This window comes from Staphylococcus sp. SA22, assembly GCF_054165785.1.
On sequence record NZ_JBSZQY010000002.1, the window covers coordinates 63,285 to 81,521 of the forward strand.

At 32.8% G+C, this 18,237-nt stretch carries 22 protein-coding genes and 1 pseudogene; 3 read left to right on the top strand and 20 right to left on the bottom strand.

Going from position 1 to position 18,237, the window contains the following annotated elements; genetic code table 11:
• Positions 1-101 precede the first annotated feature (101 nt).
• From ACXQH5_RS02360 to ACXQH5_RS02370, 3 genes are all read right to left on the bottom strand, one after another.
• A complete protein-coding gene (locus ACXQH5_RS02360) occupies positions 102-1,310 on the bottom strand; it encodes an NAD(P)/FAD-dependent oxidoreductase (protein ID WP_000046076.1) in 1,209 nt (402 codons plus the stop codon).
• 443 nt (positions 1,311-1,753) lie between these two features.
• Positions 1,754-2,113 (bottom strand): HesB/IscA family protein, encoded by a 360-nt coding sequence (locus tag ACXQH5_RS02365; RefSeq protein ID WP_001143497.1) that lies wholly within the window; start codon positions 2,111-2,113, stop codon positions 1,754-1,756.
• A gap of 12 nt (positions 2,114-2,125) precedes the next feature.
• Positions 2,126-2,362: a YuzB family protein gene (locus ACXQH5_RS02370; protein WP_001068337.1), complete on the bottom strand. Its 237-nt coding sequence runs from the start codon at positions 2,360-2,362 to the stop codon at positions 2,126-2,128.
• 316 nt (positions 2,363-2,678) lie between these two features.
• Between ACXQH5_RS02370 and ACXQH5_RS02375 the strand changes: the two genes are divergently transcribed.
• On the top strand, positions 2,679-3,743 hold the full coding sequence (locus ACXQH5_RS02375; protein ID WP_000794020.1) for an NAD(P)/FAD-dependent oxidoreductase: 1,065 nt from the start codon (positions 2,679-2,681) through the stop codon (positions 3,741-3,743).
• Between the two features lie 59 nt (positions 3,744-3,802).
• Here the strand turns inward: ACXQH5_RS02375 and ACXQH5_RS02380 are convergent, their stop codons facing one another.
• Entirely contained in the window at positions 3,803-4,126 is a 324-nt protein-coding gene (locus ACXQH5_RS02380; protein ID WP_000401417.1) for a YuzD family protein, read from the bottom strand.
• A gap of 100 nt (positions 4,127-4,226) precedes the next feature.
• On the opposite strand from ACXQH5_RS02380, the gene ACXQH5_RS02385 reads away from it, so the two are divergent.
• Positions 4,227-4,469: a NifU family protein gene (locus ACXQH5_RS02385; protein WP_001138790.1), complete on the top strand. Its 243-nt coding sequence runs from the start codon at positions 4,227-4,229 to the stop codon at positions 4,467-4,469.
• Between the two features lie 262 nt (positions 4,470-4,731).
• Here ACXQH5_RS02385 and dltD read toward each other — a convergent pair whose 3' ends face one another.
• From dltD to ACXQH5_RS02430, 9 genes are all read right to left on the bottom strand, one after another.
• On the bottom strand, positions 4,732-5,907 hold the full coding sequence (dltD, locus tag ACXQH5_RS02390) for a D-alanyl-lipoteichoic acid biosynthesis protein DltD (protein ID WP_000769416.1): 1,176 nt from the start codon (positions 5,905-5,907) through the stop codon (positions 4,732-4,734).
• Complete coding sequence (gene dltC / locus ACXQH5_RS02395) at positions 5,904-6,140, bottom strand: D-alanine--poly(phosphoribitol) ligase subunit 2 (RefSeq protein WP_000395692.1); 237 nt, start codon at positions 6,138-6,140, stop codon at positions 5,904-5,906. Before dltC ends, dltD begins: the two co-directional genes overlap by 4 nt.
• A gap of 17 nt (positions 6,141-6,157) precedes the next feature.
• Positions 6,158-7,372, bottom strand: coding sequence for a PG:teichoic acid D-alanyltransferase DltB (dltB, locus tag ACXQH5_RS02400; RefSeq protein WP_000613541.1), 1,215 nt, complete (start codon positions 7,370-7,372; stop codon positions 6,158-6,160).
• Complete coding sequence (gene dltA / locus ACXQH5_RS02405) at positions 7,369-8,826, bottom strand: D-alanine--poly(phosphoribitol) ligase subunit DltA (RefSeq protein ID WP_000129662.1); 1,458 nt, start codon at positions 8,824-8,826, stop codon at positions 7,369-7,371. Before dltA ends, dltB begins: the two co-directional genes overlap by 4 nt.
• Before the next feature lie 15 nt (positions 8,827-8,841).
• The gene (locus ACXQH5_RS02410; protein WP_000837752.1) at positions 8,842-8,994 is read right to left on the bottom strand and encodes a teichoic acid D-Ala incorporation-associated protein DltX; all 153 of its coding nucleotides are present in this window, start codon (positions 8,992-8,994) and stop codon (positions 8,842-8,844) included.
• 47 nt (positions 8,995-9,041) lie between these two features.
• Positions 9,042-9,152, bottom strand: coding sequence for a hypothetical protein (locus ACXQH5_RS02415; protein WP_001790652.1), 111 nt, complete (start codon positions 9,150-9,152; stop codon positions 9,042-9,044).
• 253 nt (positions 9,153-9,405) lie between these two features.
• Complete coding sequence (locus tag ACXQH5_RS02420; RefSeq protein WP_000239125.1) at positions 9,406-10,365, bottom strand: 2-hydroxyacid dehydrogenase; 960 nt, start codon at positions 10,363-10,365, stop codon at positions 9,406-9,408.
• Positions 10,366-10,397: 32 nt separating this feature from the next.
• Entirely contained in the window at positions 10,398-11,177 is a 780-nt protein-coding gene (locus tag ACXQH5_RS02425) for a TIGR01457 family HAD-type hydrolase (RefSeq protein WP_458066458.1), read from the bottom strand.
• Positions 11,177-11,611 carry a DUF86 domain-containing protein gene (locus ACXQH5_RS02430; protein ID WP_000273979.1) on the bottom strand — a complete coding sequence of 145 codons (435 nt, stop codon included), beginning with the start codon at positions 11,609-11,611 and terminating at the stop codon, positions 11,177-11,179. The genes ACXQH5_RS02425 and ACXQH5_RS02430 overlap by 1 nt, the downstream gene beginning before the upstream one ends.
• A gap of 97 nt (positions 11,612-11,708) precedes the next feature.
• Between ACXQH5_RS02430 and ACXQH5_RS02435 the strand changes: the two genes are divergently transcribed.
• Positions 11,709-11,975, top strand: coding sequence for a DUF3055 domain-containing protein (locus tag ACXQH5_RS02435; RefSeq protein ID WP_000566643.1), 267 nt, complete (start codon positions 11,709-11,711; stop codon positions 11,973-11,975).
• Between the two features lie 78 nt (positions 11,976-12,053).
• Here ACXQH5_RS02435 and ACXQH5_RS02440 read toward each other — a convergent pair whose 3' ends face one another.
• From ACXQH5_RS02440 to ACXQH5_RS02470, 7 genes and pseudogenes are all read right to left on the bottom strand, one after another.
• Positions 12,054-12,437 carry a YutD family protein gene (locus ACXQH5_RS02440; protein ID WP_000598444.1) on the bottom strand — a complete coding sequence of 128 codons (384 nt, stop codon included), beginning with the start codon at positions 12,435-12,437 and terminating at the stop codon, positions 12,054-12,056.
• A 129-nt stretch (positions 12,438-12,566) separates the two neighbouring features.
• Positions 12,567-13,484 carry a lipoyl synthase gene (gene lipA, locus ACXQH5_RS02445; protein ID WP_000201875.1) on the bottom strand — a complete coding sequence of 306 codons (918 nt, stop codon included), beginning with the start codon at positions 13,482-13,484 and terminating at the stop codon, positions 12,567-12,569.
• Positions 13,485-13,567: 83 nt separating this feature from the next.
• Positions 13,568-14,887: a bifunctional metallophosphatase/5'-nucleotidase gene (locus tag ACXQH5_RS02450; RefSeq protein WP_001241231.1), complete on the bottom strand. Its 1,320-nt coding sequence runs from the start codon at positions 14,885-14,887 to the stop codon at positions 13,568-13,570.
• A gap of 26 nt (positions 14,888-14,913) precedes the next feature.
• Positions 14,914-15,741, bottom strand: coding sequence for a sulfite exporter TauE/SafE family protein (locus ACXQH5_RS02455; protein WP_000927625.1), 828 nt, complete (start codon positions 15,739-15,741; stop codon positions 14,914-14,916).
• A gap of 12 nt (positions 15,742-15,753) precedes the next feature.
• The gene (locus tag ACXQH5_RS02460) at positions 15,754-16,602 is read right to left on the bottom strand and encodes a DUF72 domain-containing protein (protein WP_000608137.1); all 849 of its coding nucleotides are present in this window, start codon (positions 16,600-16,602) and stop codon (positions 15,754-15,756) included.
• 391 nt (positions 16,603-16,993) lie between these two features.
• Positions 16,994-17,093: pseudogene (locus ACXQH5_RS02465) on the bottom strand (hypothetical protein).
• A 63-nt stretch (positions 17,094-17,156) separates the two neighbouring features.
• Positions 17,157-18,224, bottom strand: a complete 1,068-nt coding sequence (locus ACXQH5_RS02470; RefSeq protein WP_000267245.1) for an NAD(P)H-dependent flavin oxidoreductase — start codon at positions 18,222-18,224, stop codon at positions 17,157-17,159.
• Positions 18,225-18,237 lie beyond the last annotated feature (13 nt).

Genomic DNA, 18,237 nt, shown 5'->3' on the forward strand with positions numbered 1-18,237 from the left:
TCACTTCAAATTGTACAACAATAAAGCCCTTCAGTGACACTGAAGGACTTTATAAATGAATAATTTAATTTTATGTGTTTAGCTGTAACTTAATTTAAAGCCTAGAATTTACCTTTTTTGAATGCTAAACCGATACCACCGATTTTGAATACCGCACGTGTATCAATCACTTTTTTCATGAATGCTGCTTTTTTACCAGCGATAGGTTTACCAAATACCATACCTACACCGTCATGTGAACCTAAAGAACAAACAGTTCCACGATCAACGTATTCGAATTCTTCAGTTGATTCACCGTTTAAGATGCGTTTAATGTTTTTAGCAACACTTTCACCTTGTTGCATTGCAATTTGTGCTGTAGTTGGTAATGGACGTTCTTCTCCAGCTGGGATAAACGCTGAACAGTCACCAATAACAAAAATGTTGTCGTAACCATTGATTGTTAAATCTTGCTTTGTAACGATACGTCCACGTTTAACGCCTTCAAATGATTCTTCCATTAATTTACTACCACGTACACCAGCTGCCCATACTGAAGTACCTGCATTTAATTGTTGTTTTTCACCATCTACTTCAACTACGAAACCTTTTTCGTTACAAGCAACGATTGGTGTAGCAATTTTAAATTCAACACCGCGGTCTTCTAAGTAGCTAACTGCGTGGTTAACTAATTCTTCTGAGAACATTGGTAACATTTTAGGTGCTGCTTCAACACAAGTGATTTTGACTTTATTTTGATCCACACCATATTTGCTACATAATTCAGGAATTCTGTCTGTTAATTCACCTAAGAATTCAACACCAGTGAATCCAGCACCACCAACTAAGATAGATAAATCGTTATCATCTTTTTCTTTTGATGCTGCATAGTTAGCAAATTTGTCTTCGATATGACGTGATAATTCACGTGCTGTGATAACATTTTCAATTTGGAAAGCATGATCTTTCATACCTTCGATGCCGAATGTTTCACTAACGAAACCTAATGCTACTACTAAAATATCAAAGTCATAAATACCTTGATTTGTTTCTACCTTTTTAGCATCACGGTCAATTTTTGTTACTTCTGCTTGAACAAAGTTCACTTTGTCTTTCTTCAAGACACTTTCCACAGGATATAATACATCTTCATAGTTTAGTGTACCTGCTGATGCTTCATGTAACCATGTTGCTTCATAGTGATATTCATTTTTATTAATAAGCGTAATTTCTGCTTCTTCTGTTGATATCGCTTTTTGCAATTTAGTTACAGTTTGTAAACCTGCATAACCAGCACCAAGTACAAGTACTTTTTTACGATCTTGAGCCATTTAATTTCACCTAAGCTTTCATATTTTTTTAACCAAATGCTGATAATTACTAGTAACAACTGGTCATTACTACTTTTACCACAATGTATACTAGTTTATCATCATTTTGTTATTTAAGTCTTTTAAATTATGTAAAAACCTGTGATGTTCACAAAAAAGACATTTTTAATCCAATACTAATTCTATAGCTTTTATGTTATATTTTCAAGCAAGATTCAGTCAGATTGTGAAAAAATTAATTAATTTTTTCGTAGCGTGATTTCGATTAAAAATGTATCCGTTATCACGATCATTTAAAATACTATTAATAGTCAGATTCTTAATTTTTAATAAACTTTTTAATAAAACAAAATATCTTTACGCAAAAATAGGACATAATCAAATATGTCCCTAATCGTAATTGATATCAATTTGTATCCAAAAAATTGGGTTAACCTTAATAATTAGCAGTTTTCAGGATTACCTGCAACTTTTGCAGTTCTAAATGAACTACCACAGCCACATGATGCAATTGCATTAGGATTGTCGATTTGGAAACCGCCACCCATTAATGATTGCTTAAAATCAATAGTCGTACCATTTAATACGGGTGCATCTTTTTTGTCTACTAAAACTTTTAATCCAAAGTATTCTAAGACTTCATCATTTTCACCAGGCGCTTCTTCTGCACCCATACCGTATGTTAAACCAGTGCACCCGCCACCATTCACTTTAATTTTTAAATAGCCATCTGGCATTTCATTTGCTTTAAGCATATCTTTTACTTCGTAGGCAGCTGCTTCTGTTAATATAACTGTTGGCATGATAACTCCTCCTTAAAAAATCCAAGTTTCTTTTATATGTGCATATATATTTTGTAATAATTCTTCCGGCGAATCACCTTCAACAATATCACCATTTACTAAAGCATACAACCCGGCTGAACATATACCACAATGTGTCAGGCAACCATACTCTAACACATCGACATCTGGGTCATTTTCCAGTTGATTAAAAACATAATCTCCACCTTTTGCCATGTTAGAGAGACAAAATTCTACGATCGGATTCATACTTCACCTTCTTATTTCATTTGTTACAATATTATAGCATTTTAAAACTGGTATTTTAACATGATGTGCTCAATTAGCAACAACTGATGTTTCTTATCCCAGTTATGTAATAGTGCCTTAGTTAGTACAAATATTTATTTGTAGTCATTTTCAAAAAAATATATAATAAGCATATAAATACATATTTACTTTTTTAGGGGTTATTGATGAATCAAAGACACTTGCATTTTATAACTGTTCATTAACAAATATATCTATGCACTTTGATCTTTTCAAAATTAAAGTAAATATTAACATATAAAAGGGGTACTTCATTATGAAAAACTTAGTTTTGTTAGGCGGCGGATATGGTAATATGCGTATCATGTCACGCATTTTAACTACATCTTTACCACAAGATTATACAGTCACATTAGTTGATCGTATGCCATTTCATGGATTGAAACCAGAATTTTATGCTTTAGCTGCGGGCACGAAATCAGATAAAGATGTTCGCATGAAATTCCCTAATCATCCACAAGTGAATACGGTTTATGGTGAAATTAACGACATAGATTTAGATGCTCAAATTGTCTCAGTCGGTAATTCTAAAATTGATTATGATGAGCTAATCATTGGTTTAGGATGTGAAGATAAATATCATAACGTTCCAGGAGCCGAAGAATATACACATAGTATTCAAACACTCTCAAAGGCTCGGGATACTTTCCATAGTATTAGTGAACTACCAGAAGGTGCTAAAGTTGGTATCGTTGGTGCTGGATTAAGCGGCATAGAACTTGCCAGCGAATTAAGAGAAAGTAGATCAGACTTGGAAATATATCTTTATGACCGTGGGCCACGAATTTTAAGAAATTTTCCAGAAAAATTAAGTAAGTATGTTGCGAAATGGTTCGCCAAAAATAATGTTACCGTTGTTCCAAATTCAAATATTAATAAAGTTGAACCTGGTAAAATATATAACTGTGATGAACCTAAAGATATTGATTTAGTTGTATGGACAGCAGGAATTCAACCTGTTGAAGTTGTTCGTAACTTGCCGATTGACATAAATAGTAATGGACGCGTGATAGTTAACCAGTATCATCAAGTACCAACATATCGTAACGTCTATGTAGTTGGTGATTGTGCTGATTTACCACATGCGCCAAGTGCTCAGTTAGCCGAAGTTCAAGGTGATCAAATTGCCGATGTGCTTAAAAAGCAATGGCTAAATGAACCATTACCTGACAAAATGCCCGAACTAAAGGTACAAGGTATCGTTGGGTCATTAGGAGATAAACAAGGTTTTGCATATATCATGGATCGCACTGTAACTGGACGACTCGCTTCTATTTTAAAATCCGGCGTACTTTGGTTATATAAATATCATAATGGTTAAAAATTAAAAAGCAATGTCAGTTCACACTATTACTGACATTGCTTTTTATTATGTGTATATTATTCATTCACAAGCTTTTGGTCTATAAATCGAGTGATTTGCTTTGTTTGTATATAACCATCTGCTACATATTCATCGTTCATTGTAATTAATGGATAAAATAGTTCATCTTGTTCTATTCTTTCAATAAATTGTAAATCATGATCTGTTAAGTTGTCATTATCTTTTGTAATATCTATATACGTATATTTAAATGTTATATTTGGGTATTTTCTTTTTAATAGCGGCTGTAGCCAGTCATAAATATCTTTCGATGTTGGCGCATTAACGCAACTTGCACATATAACATCTGCCCCATATACTACCACACTCACGTGCTCCATATATTTATCCCCCATTGGTTTGATAGATTTTTATTACACTATCTATTATAATATACTAATAAAGATTATCAAATTCATCTCTCGAAAGGAGACTTGCCTGATGCCTAGTGAAGATACAACGATGTTTGATCAAGTAGCAGAAGTTATTGAACGTCTTCGCCCATTTTTATTACGTGATGGTGGCGACTGCTCATTGATTGACGTGGAAGACGGTATTGTTAAATTACAATTACATGGTGCATGTGGTACATGCCCAAGTTCTACAATCACTCTTAAAGCTGGTATTGAGCGTGCATTACACGAAGAAGTGCCTGGTGTAATAGAAGTAGAACAAGTATTCTAATATAAAGATATTAAGTTAACAGCACATATTATGAATAACAACAAAGACAGGAATACTGAATTATTTATAATCAGTTATTACCTGTCTTTTTTCGCTGTCAAATTGGACTGATGGGAAAGTTATAATATACTATTTATCTGATTAATTATTTTATTATTGCCACATATCCAAGCGCATATTACTATTCTAATCTATGAAATTTAAAATATAAAAATAGCACATACGCTCAATCAAAATCGTTGAGTTATGTGCTATTTGTATTTTAATTTTTAGGTTTATCTACTTCAGGTTGTGGTTCACCTTTCATATGTTTCGCAATTTGTTCATCCATATAAACCCAACCTTTCCAACCGATGTGTACGGCATCACTGATAACATACTTTTCATAATCTTTATCAGTCATATCGTAAATTTTACCACCATTATCTACAACAGTAGAATGGATTTTTTTATAGACTGCTTGACGACGTTCTTTATCGATGCCAATGTGGTCATACCATACACCGTTTGATGGAATACTTACATATTGAACATCTGCACCAGCAGCACGCATTGTTTTTACAAGTAATTCTAAATCTTGGAATTCTGGAGAATTAACATTGAATTCGTAGTCACGTCTAACTTTACGCTTACTTTCTTGAATTAATTTCCAGTATTGATCTCTAATACCAAATTTATTCGATGTAGTATCAGCTTTACCAATTTCAACTGCTTTTTGTTTCATCTCATCCCAAGAAGCGTCTGGTTTTGTAGCAGGTTTAACATGTTCTAATGGAGATTTATCCATTGCAAACAATGATTTAATCGCTTCTATTTTAATCAATTGATTCTCTTTAAAACCAGAAATATAACTATCTTTAGTTTCTTTAGGGTTTTTAGCATAAGATTTCAAGTATTCTTTATTGTGTACATGTGGAAACTGTAATAAACGTTGTGCATAACGACGTTTTAATTCAGTAGACATGTTTTTCTGCTGGAACATTTGATTAATTTGAGTTTGAGACATACGAGCATCAAAGTTTTGATTCGTTAAACCATGGTTTGTAAACCATTGTGGTGAAATAATAAATGTTAATTTCTTACCTTTTAATTTATCATACTGTGATGCAAGTTCAACTGCGTTAATTAAGTCTGTAGAACCACCAGCACCTAATAAGAATGCTTTTTTGTTGGCGTTATGCTTATTTAATGCAATTGCAGGATTAAATGGGTCATCTTTACCTAATTCACTAGAGCCGTATATAGGATAATACTTGTTTGATTCGTATAACTTATCTTGAATGAGTGTGCCTTTTAGTACTTGATCTGTCAATGAAGTTCTATTATCTTCTACAGTCTTTTCATTTACTAATCCTGTAAACCAACTAGCAGGTAATAATAGAAAGACAATGAATACCGCTCCACTAATTAAAATGGGTAAAAAAGGTTTTAATTTCATCGTAACTCTTCTAATGCTTCAACGATTTTATTTGGTGTTGCCCACTCATCTCTATCAAAGTCCATAATAGATACTTCGATATCAAGTTTATTTTGAATCTCTAATAATAATCCAACTGTTTGGAAAGAATCAATAATACCTTCTTCAAAAATTTCTACGTCTGGATTTTCTTTTACAATATCATTTTCTGCTACTTCTGCTAATAAATTTAATACTTGTTCTCTAAATTCCATAATTAAATTCTCCTTTATTATATAAGTTTACCTGAGAAGATTAAAAAGCCAAATGTTACAAAGTGGAATGTAATCACAATGCTAAGTGCTGTTGTGAAACCATTTTGCCAACGTGGCGGATGTTTCTTGCGCCAACGTTCATAATAGCCATAACCTATAAACAATGCTGCATGGTATAAACCATAAACAATGTAATACACTTCGATACCATGCCAAATTCCCATTATGAAGAAGTTGATTAAGAATGCCACGTTAGACATTGCAAATTGACTCTTCAATAATTTTTTACGAGACATGTAGAATAAAGATCTCATGTAAATACAATCTCTGAACCAGAATGATAATGTCATATGCCATCTATTCCAGAAATCTTTAATATTTTTCGCTTTGAAAGGTTTATCGAAGTTTGGTGGTGTTTTAATACCGAATAAATAACTAAATGCTATCGCAAATAAACTATAACCTGCAAAGTCAAAGAATAAATATAAGCTGTATGCGTACATATATAACCACAAATTGACAAAGCCATGTAAGTCTAATTGTAACGGCATGATTGCATATGTGTTAATAAAGTAAGCAACAATATATTTATACAAGAAACCAAGCATAATCATGTGAATTGCTTTTAATACTAATTCACGATATTCATTGCCTGTTGGTACTTTTTTATCGTCTTTAACGAAACGTTTGTAACGATCGATTGGTCCAGATGAAATCGTTGGGAAGAATGAAATAAATTGAATTAATTTCCATACTTTAATTTCTTTGATAGAACCATCACGAATTTCCATAATTAACTGCACACTTTTGAATGTAACATAAGAAATTCCTAAGAAACCAACAAATTCAATTAATTTACTTTCATGGAAGTGAATCTGATGTCCACCTAACCATGTACTTTGTAACACTTTCACAAGTGCTAATGGCAATATTGATAAAACCATTACAGTTACAAATTTTGAAAATGAATTATTTTTTGGTTTTGAATGATAATAAAACATTATCAATAAAACTTGCCATACGACGTAAATAATAAAACTAATTAATTGAACACTTAAATACTTTTGGTCAAACAGATTATGTTTATCAGAAGAAAAGATTAACACAATCATAAATGCTGTAACTACGCCATTATAAATGTAACTTCGCTTACCTAAAAATCCAAGTATAATGACTGGTAATAATGCAATTAAAGCAATTAAGAAGAATGTAAAATCACCATATGGAATCATCCGTTAATTACCTCTGCAATTTTCTTTCTGTCAATTTTACCATTTGAAGTTAATGGCAATTGTTCCATCCATTCAAACTTTCTAGGAATCATATACTCTGGTAAGCGTGATTTCAAGTCATTTTTAATATTTTTAGTCATTTCTGCATTGTCCGTAGCTTCAGTCGTTGGCACAATTGCACCAATTAAATGAATAACTTTATCATTTTTATATACAGGTACAACAATCGCTTCTTTTACGAACTCAGACTGGCGTAATTGTGTTTCAATTTCTTCTAATTCCATTCTGTAGCCATTCAATTTGATTTGGAAATCAATACGACCTTGAATGAACCATTGACCATTTTCAAACTTCGCTTTATCACCAGTGTGATAAGTACGAATACCGTCATCGAAATTAAATACTTCAGCTGTTTTTTGGTCATTTTTTAAGTATCCTAAACTTACACTTTGACCTTCGATAACAAGTTCACCTTCATCTGTCGTAGATAATCTTGCGCCTGGTCTTTCAACGCCAACAGGTAATGTCGGATATTGATCTAAGATTTCTTGTGTAATTTGAATACTTGTAACTGCTACCGTAGCTTCAGTTGGACCATATGTGTTGTAAATCGTCGCACTTGGGAAACGGCTTACTAACGCTTTTGCTGCTCTGTGAGGTAGAATTTCACCACAGAAGAAGAATTCGTTAAGACTACCATACTGTTCTTCATTAAGCGTTGGTAATAATAAACACATTTCCATAAATGATGGTGTTGATACCCAAATGTTAATCGGTGTTGCTGTTAGCATTTCATTTAATAATTTAGGTTTATTAATCATGTTTTTATCTACAAGATTTAATGTACCGCCTGATGCTAAACATGGATAAATAGCCATTACAGATAAATCAAATGAAAATGGCGCTTGGTTAAGCCATTGTTGTTCATTTCCTGATTTATTAAGTTCTAACATCCACTCAGTAAATTGAACTAAACTTGCATATTCAATTTGAACACCTTTAGGTTCCCCAGTAGAACCAGATGTAAAGATTGTGTATACTGTGTCGTTATCTTTAATCTGACTATCAAAAATTACTGGGTCTTGAGATGTTTTAATATCTTCTATTGTAAATACTTCGCCTTCTAAACTTTCAAATGATTCATCAGTCGTATTAAATACAAACTCTGGTTGAACCTTGTTAATAATCATTTTAATACGGTCTTCAGGAATTGAAGTGTCTACAGGTACATATCCACATCCTGCTTTAATGGCACCAATCATCCCAACAATCATATATGGTGACATGTGACCGAATAAAATCATCGGTTTCTTACTACCTTGTAATCGATGTGCTAATTTACTAGACTCATCCATTAACTGTTGATAAGTTAATTCATCAGTTGTGTGTCTAACAGCAATGCTTTGTGGATTTGTATCCGCAAACGCTTGCAGCTTGTTAATAATATCTGTCATATTAAGTCTCCCTCATTAGAACTCATTATAAATGAAGTTATTGTGTGTGTCGCCACTGCCATAAATTAAATATAAAGTAATAAATATTGCCAAATACAATAGTGTTAATAAATATGGTTTGAATGCTTCAACATATTTATTAGGTGGCTGTTTACTTTTAGATTTCATAATGCACCTCTTAAAGTTCTTAGTAAAAACGCCTTTATAAAGACCGTTCAATATAAAATACGTTTTAAAATTTGTTTTTTACAATTCATTATATCGATATTCATAATGAAATTCAATTTTAATTTTATAGATTCAACATAGTAATTGGTTGTCATCACTCAATTATTGTAAATGATACACTTTGTTGAGAACATCATTCATTTTAAAGGTTATTTAAACAATAAACAATTACAGTCTATATAACAATTTTGTTATATACGTCAAAATCAAATAAACTCATCACATTAATATGACGAGTTTATAATGTTATTGAATTATCATCAGCGCAAATATATACATTAGCAAGTCAAGCATAGCATATTTAACAATTGCTTTGCTCGTTTTACCAATGATTAAAAACCATACTTATTTTCAATTTACTGGAGTAAGTGCTACCTGATTTGTCATAACCGCTTCTATATTATTAATACATAATTGAATCATATTGTCCCGTGTCGTTACTGATGCGCTGCCAATATGTGGTGTAATCAGTACATTATCACGTCCCATTAATGGATGTGTATGATCAATTGGTTCATTTGCTAATACATCTAAACCACATGCTAATATTTCTTTATTGTCTAGTGCATTGATTAATGCTGTTTCATCTACAATTTGCCCTCTACCGATATTAATAAAAATTGCATCATTTTTCATTTGTGCAAATGCTTCAGCATTAAATTTATGATGTGTTTCTTTTGTAAGTGGCGCTGTACAGATGATAAAATCACTTTCTGCTAACAACGTTTCAAAAGAAACATATGTTGCATTAAGGTCTGCCTCTGCATCTTTATGTCTTGATCGATTATGATAAAGAATTTTAGTATTAAACCCTTGCAACCTTCTTGCAAAAGCTTTACCAATATCTCCCATACCATATATTCCAATAGTTGAATTGAAGACATCTTTACCTGACAATAAATAAGGACCCCAGCTTTGCCATGCATCTGCTTCTACATATTTTTCAGCTTCTACAATACGACGTGCTATAGCAAGCATTAATGTAAATCCTAATTCTGCAGTTGTTTCAGTAAGTACATTTGGTGTATTCGTGACAACCACGTTGTTCGCTGTTGCACTTTCAACATCGATGTTGTCATATCCTACAGCCATATTCGCAATTACTTTTAAATTTGGTGATTGTGCTAAAATTTCTGCATCGATCTGTTCACTTAATGTGATAAAACAAGCATCTGCATCACGAAGTGCTGTCACAAATTGATCTTTAGGCATAGGCACTAATGATTTTTGCCACATAACAACGTCACCAAGTTTACTTAATTGTTGATAAAATTTATCTGGAATTTTCCTCGAAACAACTATTTTTACCAAATCAATTCACCTACTTTATAAAATGACTATATCTATTTTTCTAATTCAGCTATTGCTTCATTTAAATCTTTAAAAGAATACGTTGGTGGCACATTTTTATTTTGCACATCTTCTAACGTGGATACACCTGTTTGTACATGAATCGTATCCATACCTACGTTAATACCAGACATAATATCGGTATCGTACAAATCGCCTACCATAGCAACTTCGGATTTATCTAGTCCTAAAATTTCTAATGCTTTAACCATAATAATCAGTTCTGGTTTACCAATAAATTGTGGCGATACACCTGTCGATACACTTACAACACTTGTAATAGCACCATTCCCTGGTAAAAATCCTCGCTCTTTTGGAATTGACACATCTGGATTTGTAGAAATAAATGTTGCTCCATTTCTTACACCTAACGTTGCAATCGCAAGCTTTTCATATGTAACTTGTTCGTCAAGTCCAATAACTACATAATCAACATGCTCGTCATTTTTAATGACAAGTCCCGCTTCGGTTAACGCAGTATTTAAACCACTACCACCTAACATATATACTGATGCTCCTGGTGATTGTTCTGAAATATAATCAGCAGTGGCTAACGCTGACGTTACAACCTCTTCTGGTTTAGCATCAATATGCATTTCACGTAATTTTTCAGTTACTTGCTCAGGTGTTTTCGTTGAATTATTAGTTACGTATAAATGAGGAATGCCTTTTACATTTAAATAATCGATGAATTGTTTTGCTCCATCAATCTCATCTGTTCCCATATACATTGTGCCATCTAAATCGATTAAATACGCTTTATACTGTTTCATTATTGATTTTCTCCTTTACCAAAAGCTGTTACTGGTACATTTTCTTGATGTAAAAATGTCGTTACTTCTGTAATAAATTGTTTGTAATATGGTAATGCGTCATCAAACATTGGCATGATAACCTTAATATCTAAGGCTGTGTAATCATATGTAAATTGTTTACGAATATCGACAGTTTTATTAATCGCCTGCTGTGTTTCTTTGGTAATTACATTTTCTAGTTCTAATATATCAATCACATCTTTATAATTACCAGGATCCCTTAAAATAAATGCATCGATAATCATATTCCCTATATCTACCGATGATTCTATCAACATTTGAGCAATGCGTTCAAATGCATAATGATTGTGCTTACTCTCATGATAATCATCAGTTAATGCTTGTAAATAGGCTAATTTCTGAGTTAGTTTATCTTTGTCTACAAAATACATTCCTTGTCACCTCTCGCTTATATATTATCATAATTTTGCAGTATACTTCATTTGTCGTTATACTAACTTTACTACTTTTAAAAGGAGTCACTACAAAATGATTGATATGTATTTATATGATGACAACGAAGAGAGTCAAGTTCAGTTTGTTGGTTTTGTTGGCGAGCATGGTCGATATGATTTAATGTTAGTCCATACAAATAGACATTATGGTAAGACACTCGTACTTAATATGCAAACAAATAAATTCGGTATTATCGGTACTGATGATTTAAAAGAAGAAGGCTATATCGCTCATATTTTAGGTGTAAATGCTGAAGAAGGCGATGAAATTACTGAGTATTTAAATGAAGTCATTCATTAAAGATAAAAACCCCTAACTAGATTACAGGTCCATGCTTGAATTGCATGATTCCCATTTTCAATCTAGCTAAGGGTTTTATTAATGTTCAGTATCTTGAATGGTTGGCTTAATCTTCACATCTTGAAGTTTATTGTCGTCATCTATCACATCAGACGGATGAACTTCTTCGATTAACTTTTTAACCTCTTGTTTAGACAAATGTCTTAATACAAAGTAAGGACAACCAAAGTTACAATATTCAAATATGTAATCTTGAATATTTGAAAAACGTTTACTCATCTCTGCTTTTTTATTAGAATCTTTGTAAAAGCCTTTTAATCGTAATTGATCGTAACCATAGTCACCAACTATGTAATCATATTTATCTAAAATATCTGAATACCTAGCAATAAATTGTTCTTCATTAAAACATTCGCGATAATTTTCTATTAATTCAAAGTAATGTTGATCTACTTTTATCAAATTCTTCACCTATCTATGACAATGAAAGGCTCAGTTTATACTTTTAGTGTTTCATAAAAATAATGATTACTTCTATGACACGTTCGTTTTGTACAAACTAAGCCTTTATGCCTTTTTAATGGTTAAATATTAACTATTTAACTGTGCCTCACCTTGGCGTTGCTTTTCTTTAGCAGCTTCATTTACTTGCTCATCGGCATGATAAGAACTACGAACTAAAGGTCCAGCTTGGCAATGTTTAAACCCTTTATCCATTGCCACTTTTCTTAATTTACCAAACTCTAAAGGCGTGTAATATTTTTGAACCTTTAAATGTTTACGTGAAGGTTGTAAATATTGACCAATCGTTAAAATATCTACATCATTCGCACGTAAATCATCCATCGTTTCATAAATTTCTTCTATAGTTTCACCTAATCCAACCATAATACTTGATTTAGTTGGGATATCCGGTTGTAATTCTTTTGAACGACGTAAAAACTCTAATGTTCTGTCGTAAGTCGCACGCGCACGAACTCTCGGTGTTAATCGACGAACAGTTTCAATATTATGGTTTAAAATGTCAGGTCTTGAAGCCATTAATGTTTCTAACGCATCATAGTCCCCGCCCATATCTGATGGTAAAATTTCAATCGTTGTAAATGGATTTCTTTCTCTAACTTTACGTACTGTCTCAGCATAAACATTTGAACCAGCATCTCTTAAATCATCACGCGCAACAGCAGTGATAACAACGTGTTTCAAGTTCATTAATTCAACTGATTCAGCTACACGTTCAGGCTCATTTAAATCAAGTTCATTAGGTAAACCTGTCTTAACCGCACAAAAACGACAAGCTCTTGTACATACGGCACCTAAAATCATAAATGTCGCTGTACGACGTGCACCCCAACATTCATGTATATTAGGACATTTAGCTTCTTCACATACAGTATTAAGATTTTTTTCCCTCATCATCTTCTTAAGTCCTGTATAGTTTTCGTTGGTATTTAATTTTATTTTCAACCAATCCGGTTTACGTAATATTTCCTCGTTTTTTGTCGCCATAACAACACATACCCTCCTGTTAAGTGTATCTTTAAACATTATATCGAAATTCATGACAAATGAAAATCCAATAATCTTACTTTTTAATATTCCAATAATTTTTCTTTAAATATATCTCTTAAAAACTCTGGCATTAAATACTCTTTTGGTAATTCTTTCAATGTTGGGAAATAACGACCGAACGTATACATATCTATCGTACCTAGTACATATTCTTTATCGTCTTCGATTTCTTCTCCATTCAGATAGTAACGCCCTGTAGAATGAATGTACCCTAAATTATAAAGAATATATCCTCCAAATATATTCCCTCTGAAACCCAAACCTTGTGCATGTTCATACATATATTCTTGTTTATTACTTTTAGCTATAATCTCTTTTAATTTCACACCAGAAAGTCTAAACCTTACCATATTAATCGGATGCGGTAACATTTGATGAATGTCATATTCTGTCACTTTATCTTTTACAATATCTTTAACGAGTAAGCCAGCATTGATGATAGCACATTGTGCATGTGTATACTCACAAACACTTTGAGCTAATAAGTATGCAGCTTCAGTTATGTGGTTCATACTACGTTTAAGCACTACTGGATGTTGAATTACTGGATTGGACATTAACGTTTTTCCTTCTTCTTCAAATGAAGTTTTAACTTCAGGTAATGTTTCTAAAGGAATAATCTTTGCAGTTTTATGTACTACTTTATGTGCCTCAAAAGTTAAATTAACCTCTCCAAGATAATTACCATACTTTCCAGCTGCCGCCATCAGTACACCATTATTGATTTCACCATGTTCAAAATAATGATGCGTATGACTACCAAAAATGACATCAATTTCAGGCAATTCTTGGCATAATGTTTCATCGAAGAAAATGCCACAATGACTTAGCACGATTAATACATCAAATTTACCTCGTTGATGTTCAATTTCTTCTTTTATAGATTCAAGTGGATCGGTAACAATCCAATCTAGTGCACGATAAAATGGGGTAAAAGGTGCTGTCGCTGCAACGAATAGTATTTTCACACCGTCTATATCCTTAATATAAGAAGAAACGATATTATTTGGTAAATGACCTGATTCATCTATAACATTGCTACATGTCACTATAAATTTTGCTTCGTCGTAAAGGTGATTTAAAGCTTCGTGTGAAATGGTCATTCCTTCATTATTACCGATTGTCGCAACATCACATTTTGCTTCATTTAGTAATGCCACATTCTTTTTACCTAAAGTTGCTTCAGTTATAGGTGCGGATAAATCTACATGATCACCTAGATCAACATATAAAGAAGGATGATTAAGTCGTGGCCGTTGTTCTGCCATATATGCTTTGATGCGTTCGTATTCATGTAAATGACTATGAATATCGTTCGTATGATAAATTGTAAGCCTCAAATTGACGTCCTCCTTTTAAAGTTGTATTAAATCAACGCACGAATAATTAAATATATACCCATTAACAACATTACTGTTCTCAATAATGTTACTACCGTATCTGACTTAATTGATTGATTCACTTTGACACCGATTTTCGCACCAAAATAACTAGAAATAATTAAAATGATTGCATAACCCCAAGCTACGTGCCCTTGAGCAATGTGCCCTATAGAACTCATGACACTTGAAAAGAATATCATCATCATACTTGTTCCAACAGCTACATGAGGTGGAAATCTAAATACAATAAGCATTAGTGGCGTCATTAGTGCGCCACCTCCAATACCAAATAAACCTGTCAATATACCAATTAAAAACGTTGTAATAAAAGCAAACAATGGTGGCACACTATAATGATATGTTTTACCTTTAGCGTCTACATAAGTTTTTTCATACTTTGGTTTATCAAATATTTTAAACGGTTTAATCTTATTTCTTACCATTAATAAAATAGCTACAAAGATTAAAAAGATTCCAAAATATAAATTAAATGACTCAAATGTTAAATATCTACTAATGAATGACCCAAGCAATGAACCTGGTAATAATCCAAATAAAAAGATAGAGCCATTTTTAATATCAACTTGTTTTGTTTTTAGATATCCAAGCGATGAAGAAAGTCCTGTCACAATTAGAATGACAGACGATGTCCCAATCGCTATTTGCGTTGTAATATTATGTAATAACCCATGTTCAACACCGAGGTAAACCATTGTTGGAACGATAATAATACCGCCCCCAATACCAACGATTGATCCGATGATTGCTGACAAACCACCGATTAGTACTAATAATGTAATTGTTAATAACATAGTCGTCGCCTCTTAAAATAATTTTAATTGTTGTGGTGCTAACCCTTCATATTCTATATTCAATAATCGCTGATATGTTTTGGCATTATTTGCTGCATGACCACCAGAATTATTGTTAAATATGACGTAAACTTTCTTAGCTTTTTGTGCTAATATTTGTGCCTTTTGTGCCAAGTCTATTAATTCTTGCTCATTATAATCATATAAATAGCGTACATCTCGCCATTCTTGATCTGACATATCTTTCTTAGTCCAACCGTAATGATTACGTCCATGATAACGTACAAACGCAATTTCATTTGTGATTCGATTGACTAAAGGTACACTGCCATCTTTCACTTGTGGTTCATCAACTACTGCATGAATGATTTGATGTTCTGTTAAAAATGCCAATGTTTGTTCTTTAAATGCATCACTAAACCATGATTGATGCCTAAATTCTACACACATTGGAAATGCTTGTAATTGTTGTCTTACATACAAAATATATTTGATATTTTGTGCATTGCAGTCAAACCATGGAGGAAATTGAACCAATACCATTGCTAATTTTTTCTGTGTATGTAAGGGCTCTATCATATTCTTAAATTGATCAAATAGTTCTTGCCTTGAATCTGCAAATGTTTTGTACTCTGCATGCAATGTGAGTGCTTGATGAATTTTAACCACAAATTCAAATGTATCAGGCGTTTCTTTTATCCATTTCAATATATTTCTTTCCGGTTGTATCGCATAGTATGTCGCATCTAATTCGACAACCGGAAAATGTCCAGCATATGTTTTAAGTTTATCGGTTTGGCGTTCTAAATCTTCATATAATGAATAGTGATCACCCCAACCTGTTAATCCGATGTTTATCATATATATCACCAATGTCATCATACCATATAACTTTTATCATAATCATTTCAGCGAACTTTAGTTTGATGATTTCGTTTAATCATTATCATTTCAGCGAACTTTAGCTCGATAATTTCGTTTGACTATAATCATTTCAGCGAACTTTAGCTTGATGTTTTCGTTTGACTATAATCATTTCAGTGAACTTTAGCTTGATGATTTCGTTTGACTATAATCATTTCAGTGAACTTTAGCTCGATAATTTCGTTTGATTATAATCATTTCAGCGAACTTTAGTTTGATGATTTCGTTTGACTATAATCATTTCAGTGAACTTTAGTTTGATGATTTCGTTTGACTATAATCATTTCAGTGAACTTTAGCTCGATAATTTCGTTTGACTATAATCATTTCAGCGAACTTTAGTTTGATGTTTTCGTTTAATTATAATCATTTCAGCGAACTTTAGTTTGATGTTTTCGTTTGATTAGATTGGTAAAATAGAAACGCAATCCACAATGGCAAGCACTAAAATAATGTTTGGGAGTACTTGTGCTTTTGTGGATTGCGGTCGATTATTTATATTGCATGATTTGATTAATTTGATTGATTATATTGGACATGATGGTGTTGGCAGGATGCGTTGTTGCTAGTCGCGGGCTTTGTCCACTCCACATATGTGTTAACTCTTTGTCGCCGATGTTTGCTGCGGCTTTTCTTATGCTACTTGTTAGCTCATTTTGTATTGGATAATCTGGGATGTCGCCTTCGTATTGGGACATTTCTTCGATAAACCTATTGTTGATACCGCGTGCAAGCTTTCCACTAAACGCTTTTGTAACGACTGTATCTGTTTCTTTACTATTTATAATTGCGTCTCGCAGTAGTTCTGATGCATTACTATCTCGTGATGTTAAAAATGCGGTGCCCATTTGTACCCCTTCTGCACCTAAGACAATACTTGCCAAAACTCCTCTACCGTCCATAATTCCACCAGCGGCAATGACCGGAATTGAAACGACATCTACAATTTGTGGCACTAAAGATATTGTTCCAACCATAGGTAATTGATTTTTAGGTTTTAAAAATGAACCACGATGTCCACCTGCTTCACTACCTTGAGCAACGATAGCATCCATACCCGCTTTTTCATTCGCAATAGCTTCATCAACACTTGTTGCTGTACCTATTAGCTTAATGTTTGCTTCTTTCAATCTTTTTATAATAGATTCATTTGGAATTCCAAAAGTAAAACAACATACAGGCACTTGCTTTTTAATTATCGTATCAATATGACACTTAAATTGTTGTTCTTCGGTAATTTTTACAACCGGCTCTTCTAAATGTAATGCGCGTCGATAAGGTTTTAACCATGCATTCATATTTTCAATTTGACTACTGGTATATGATTGTTGACTTGGTACAAAGACATTTACACCAAAAGAATTTGACGTTAATTGGCGTACATAATCTATTTCGTCTTCTAATTGCTGCGTATTAAAGTAACCTGCGCCTATTGTGCCTAATCCACCACTGTTACTTACTGATGCAACTAATTTCGGTGTCGTACTTCCTGCCATACCTGCTTGTATAATTGGATATTCAATACTTAACATTTGAGTAAGTCGATTCTTATTCCACATATCTGTTCGCTCC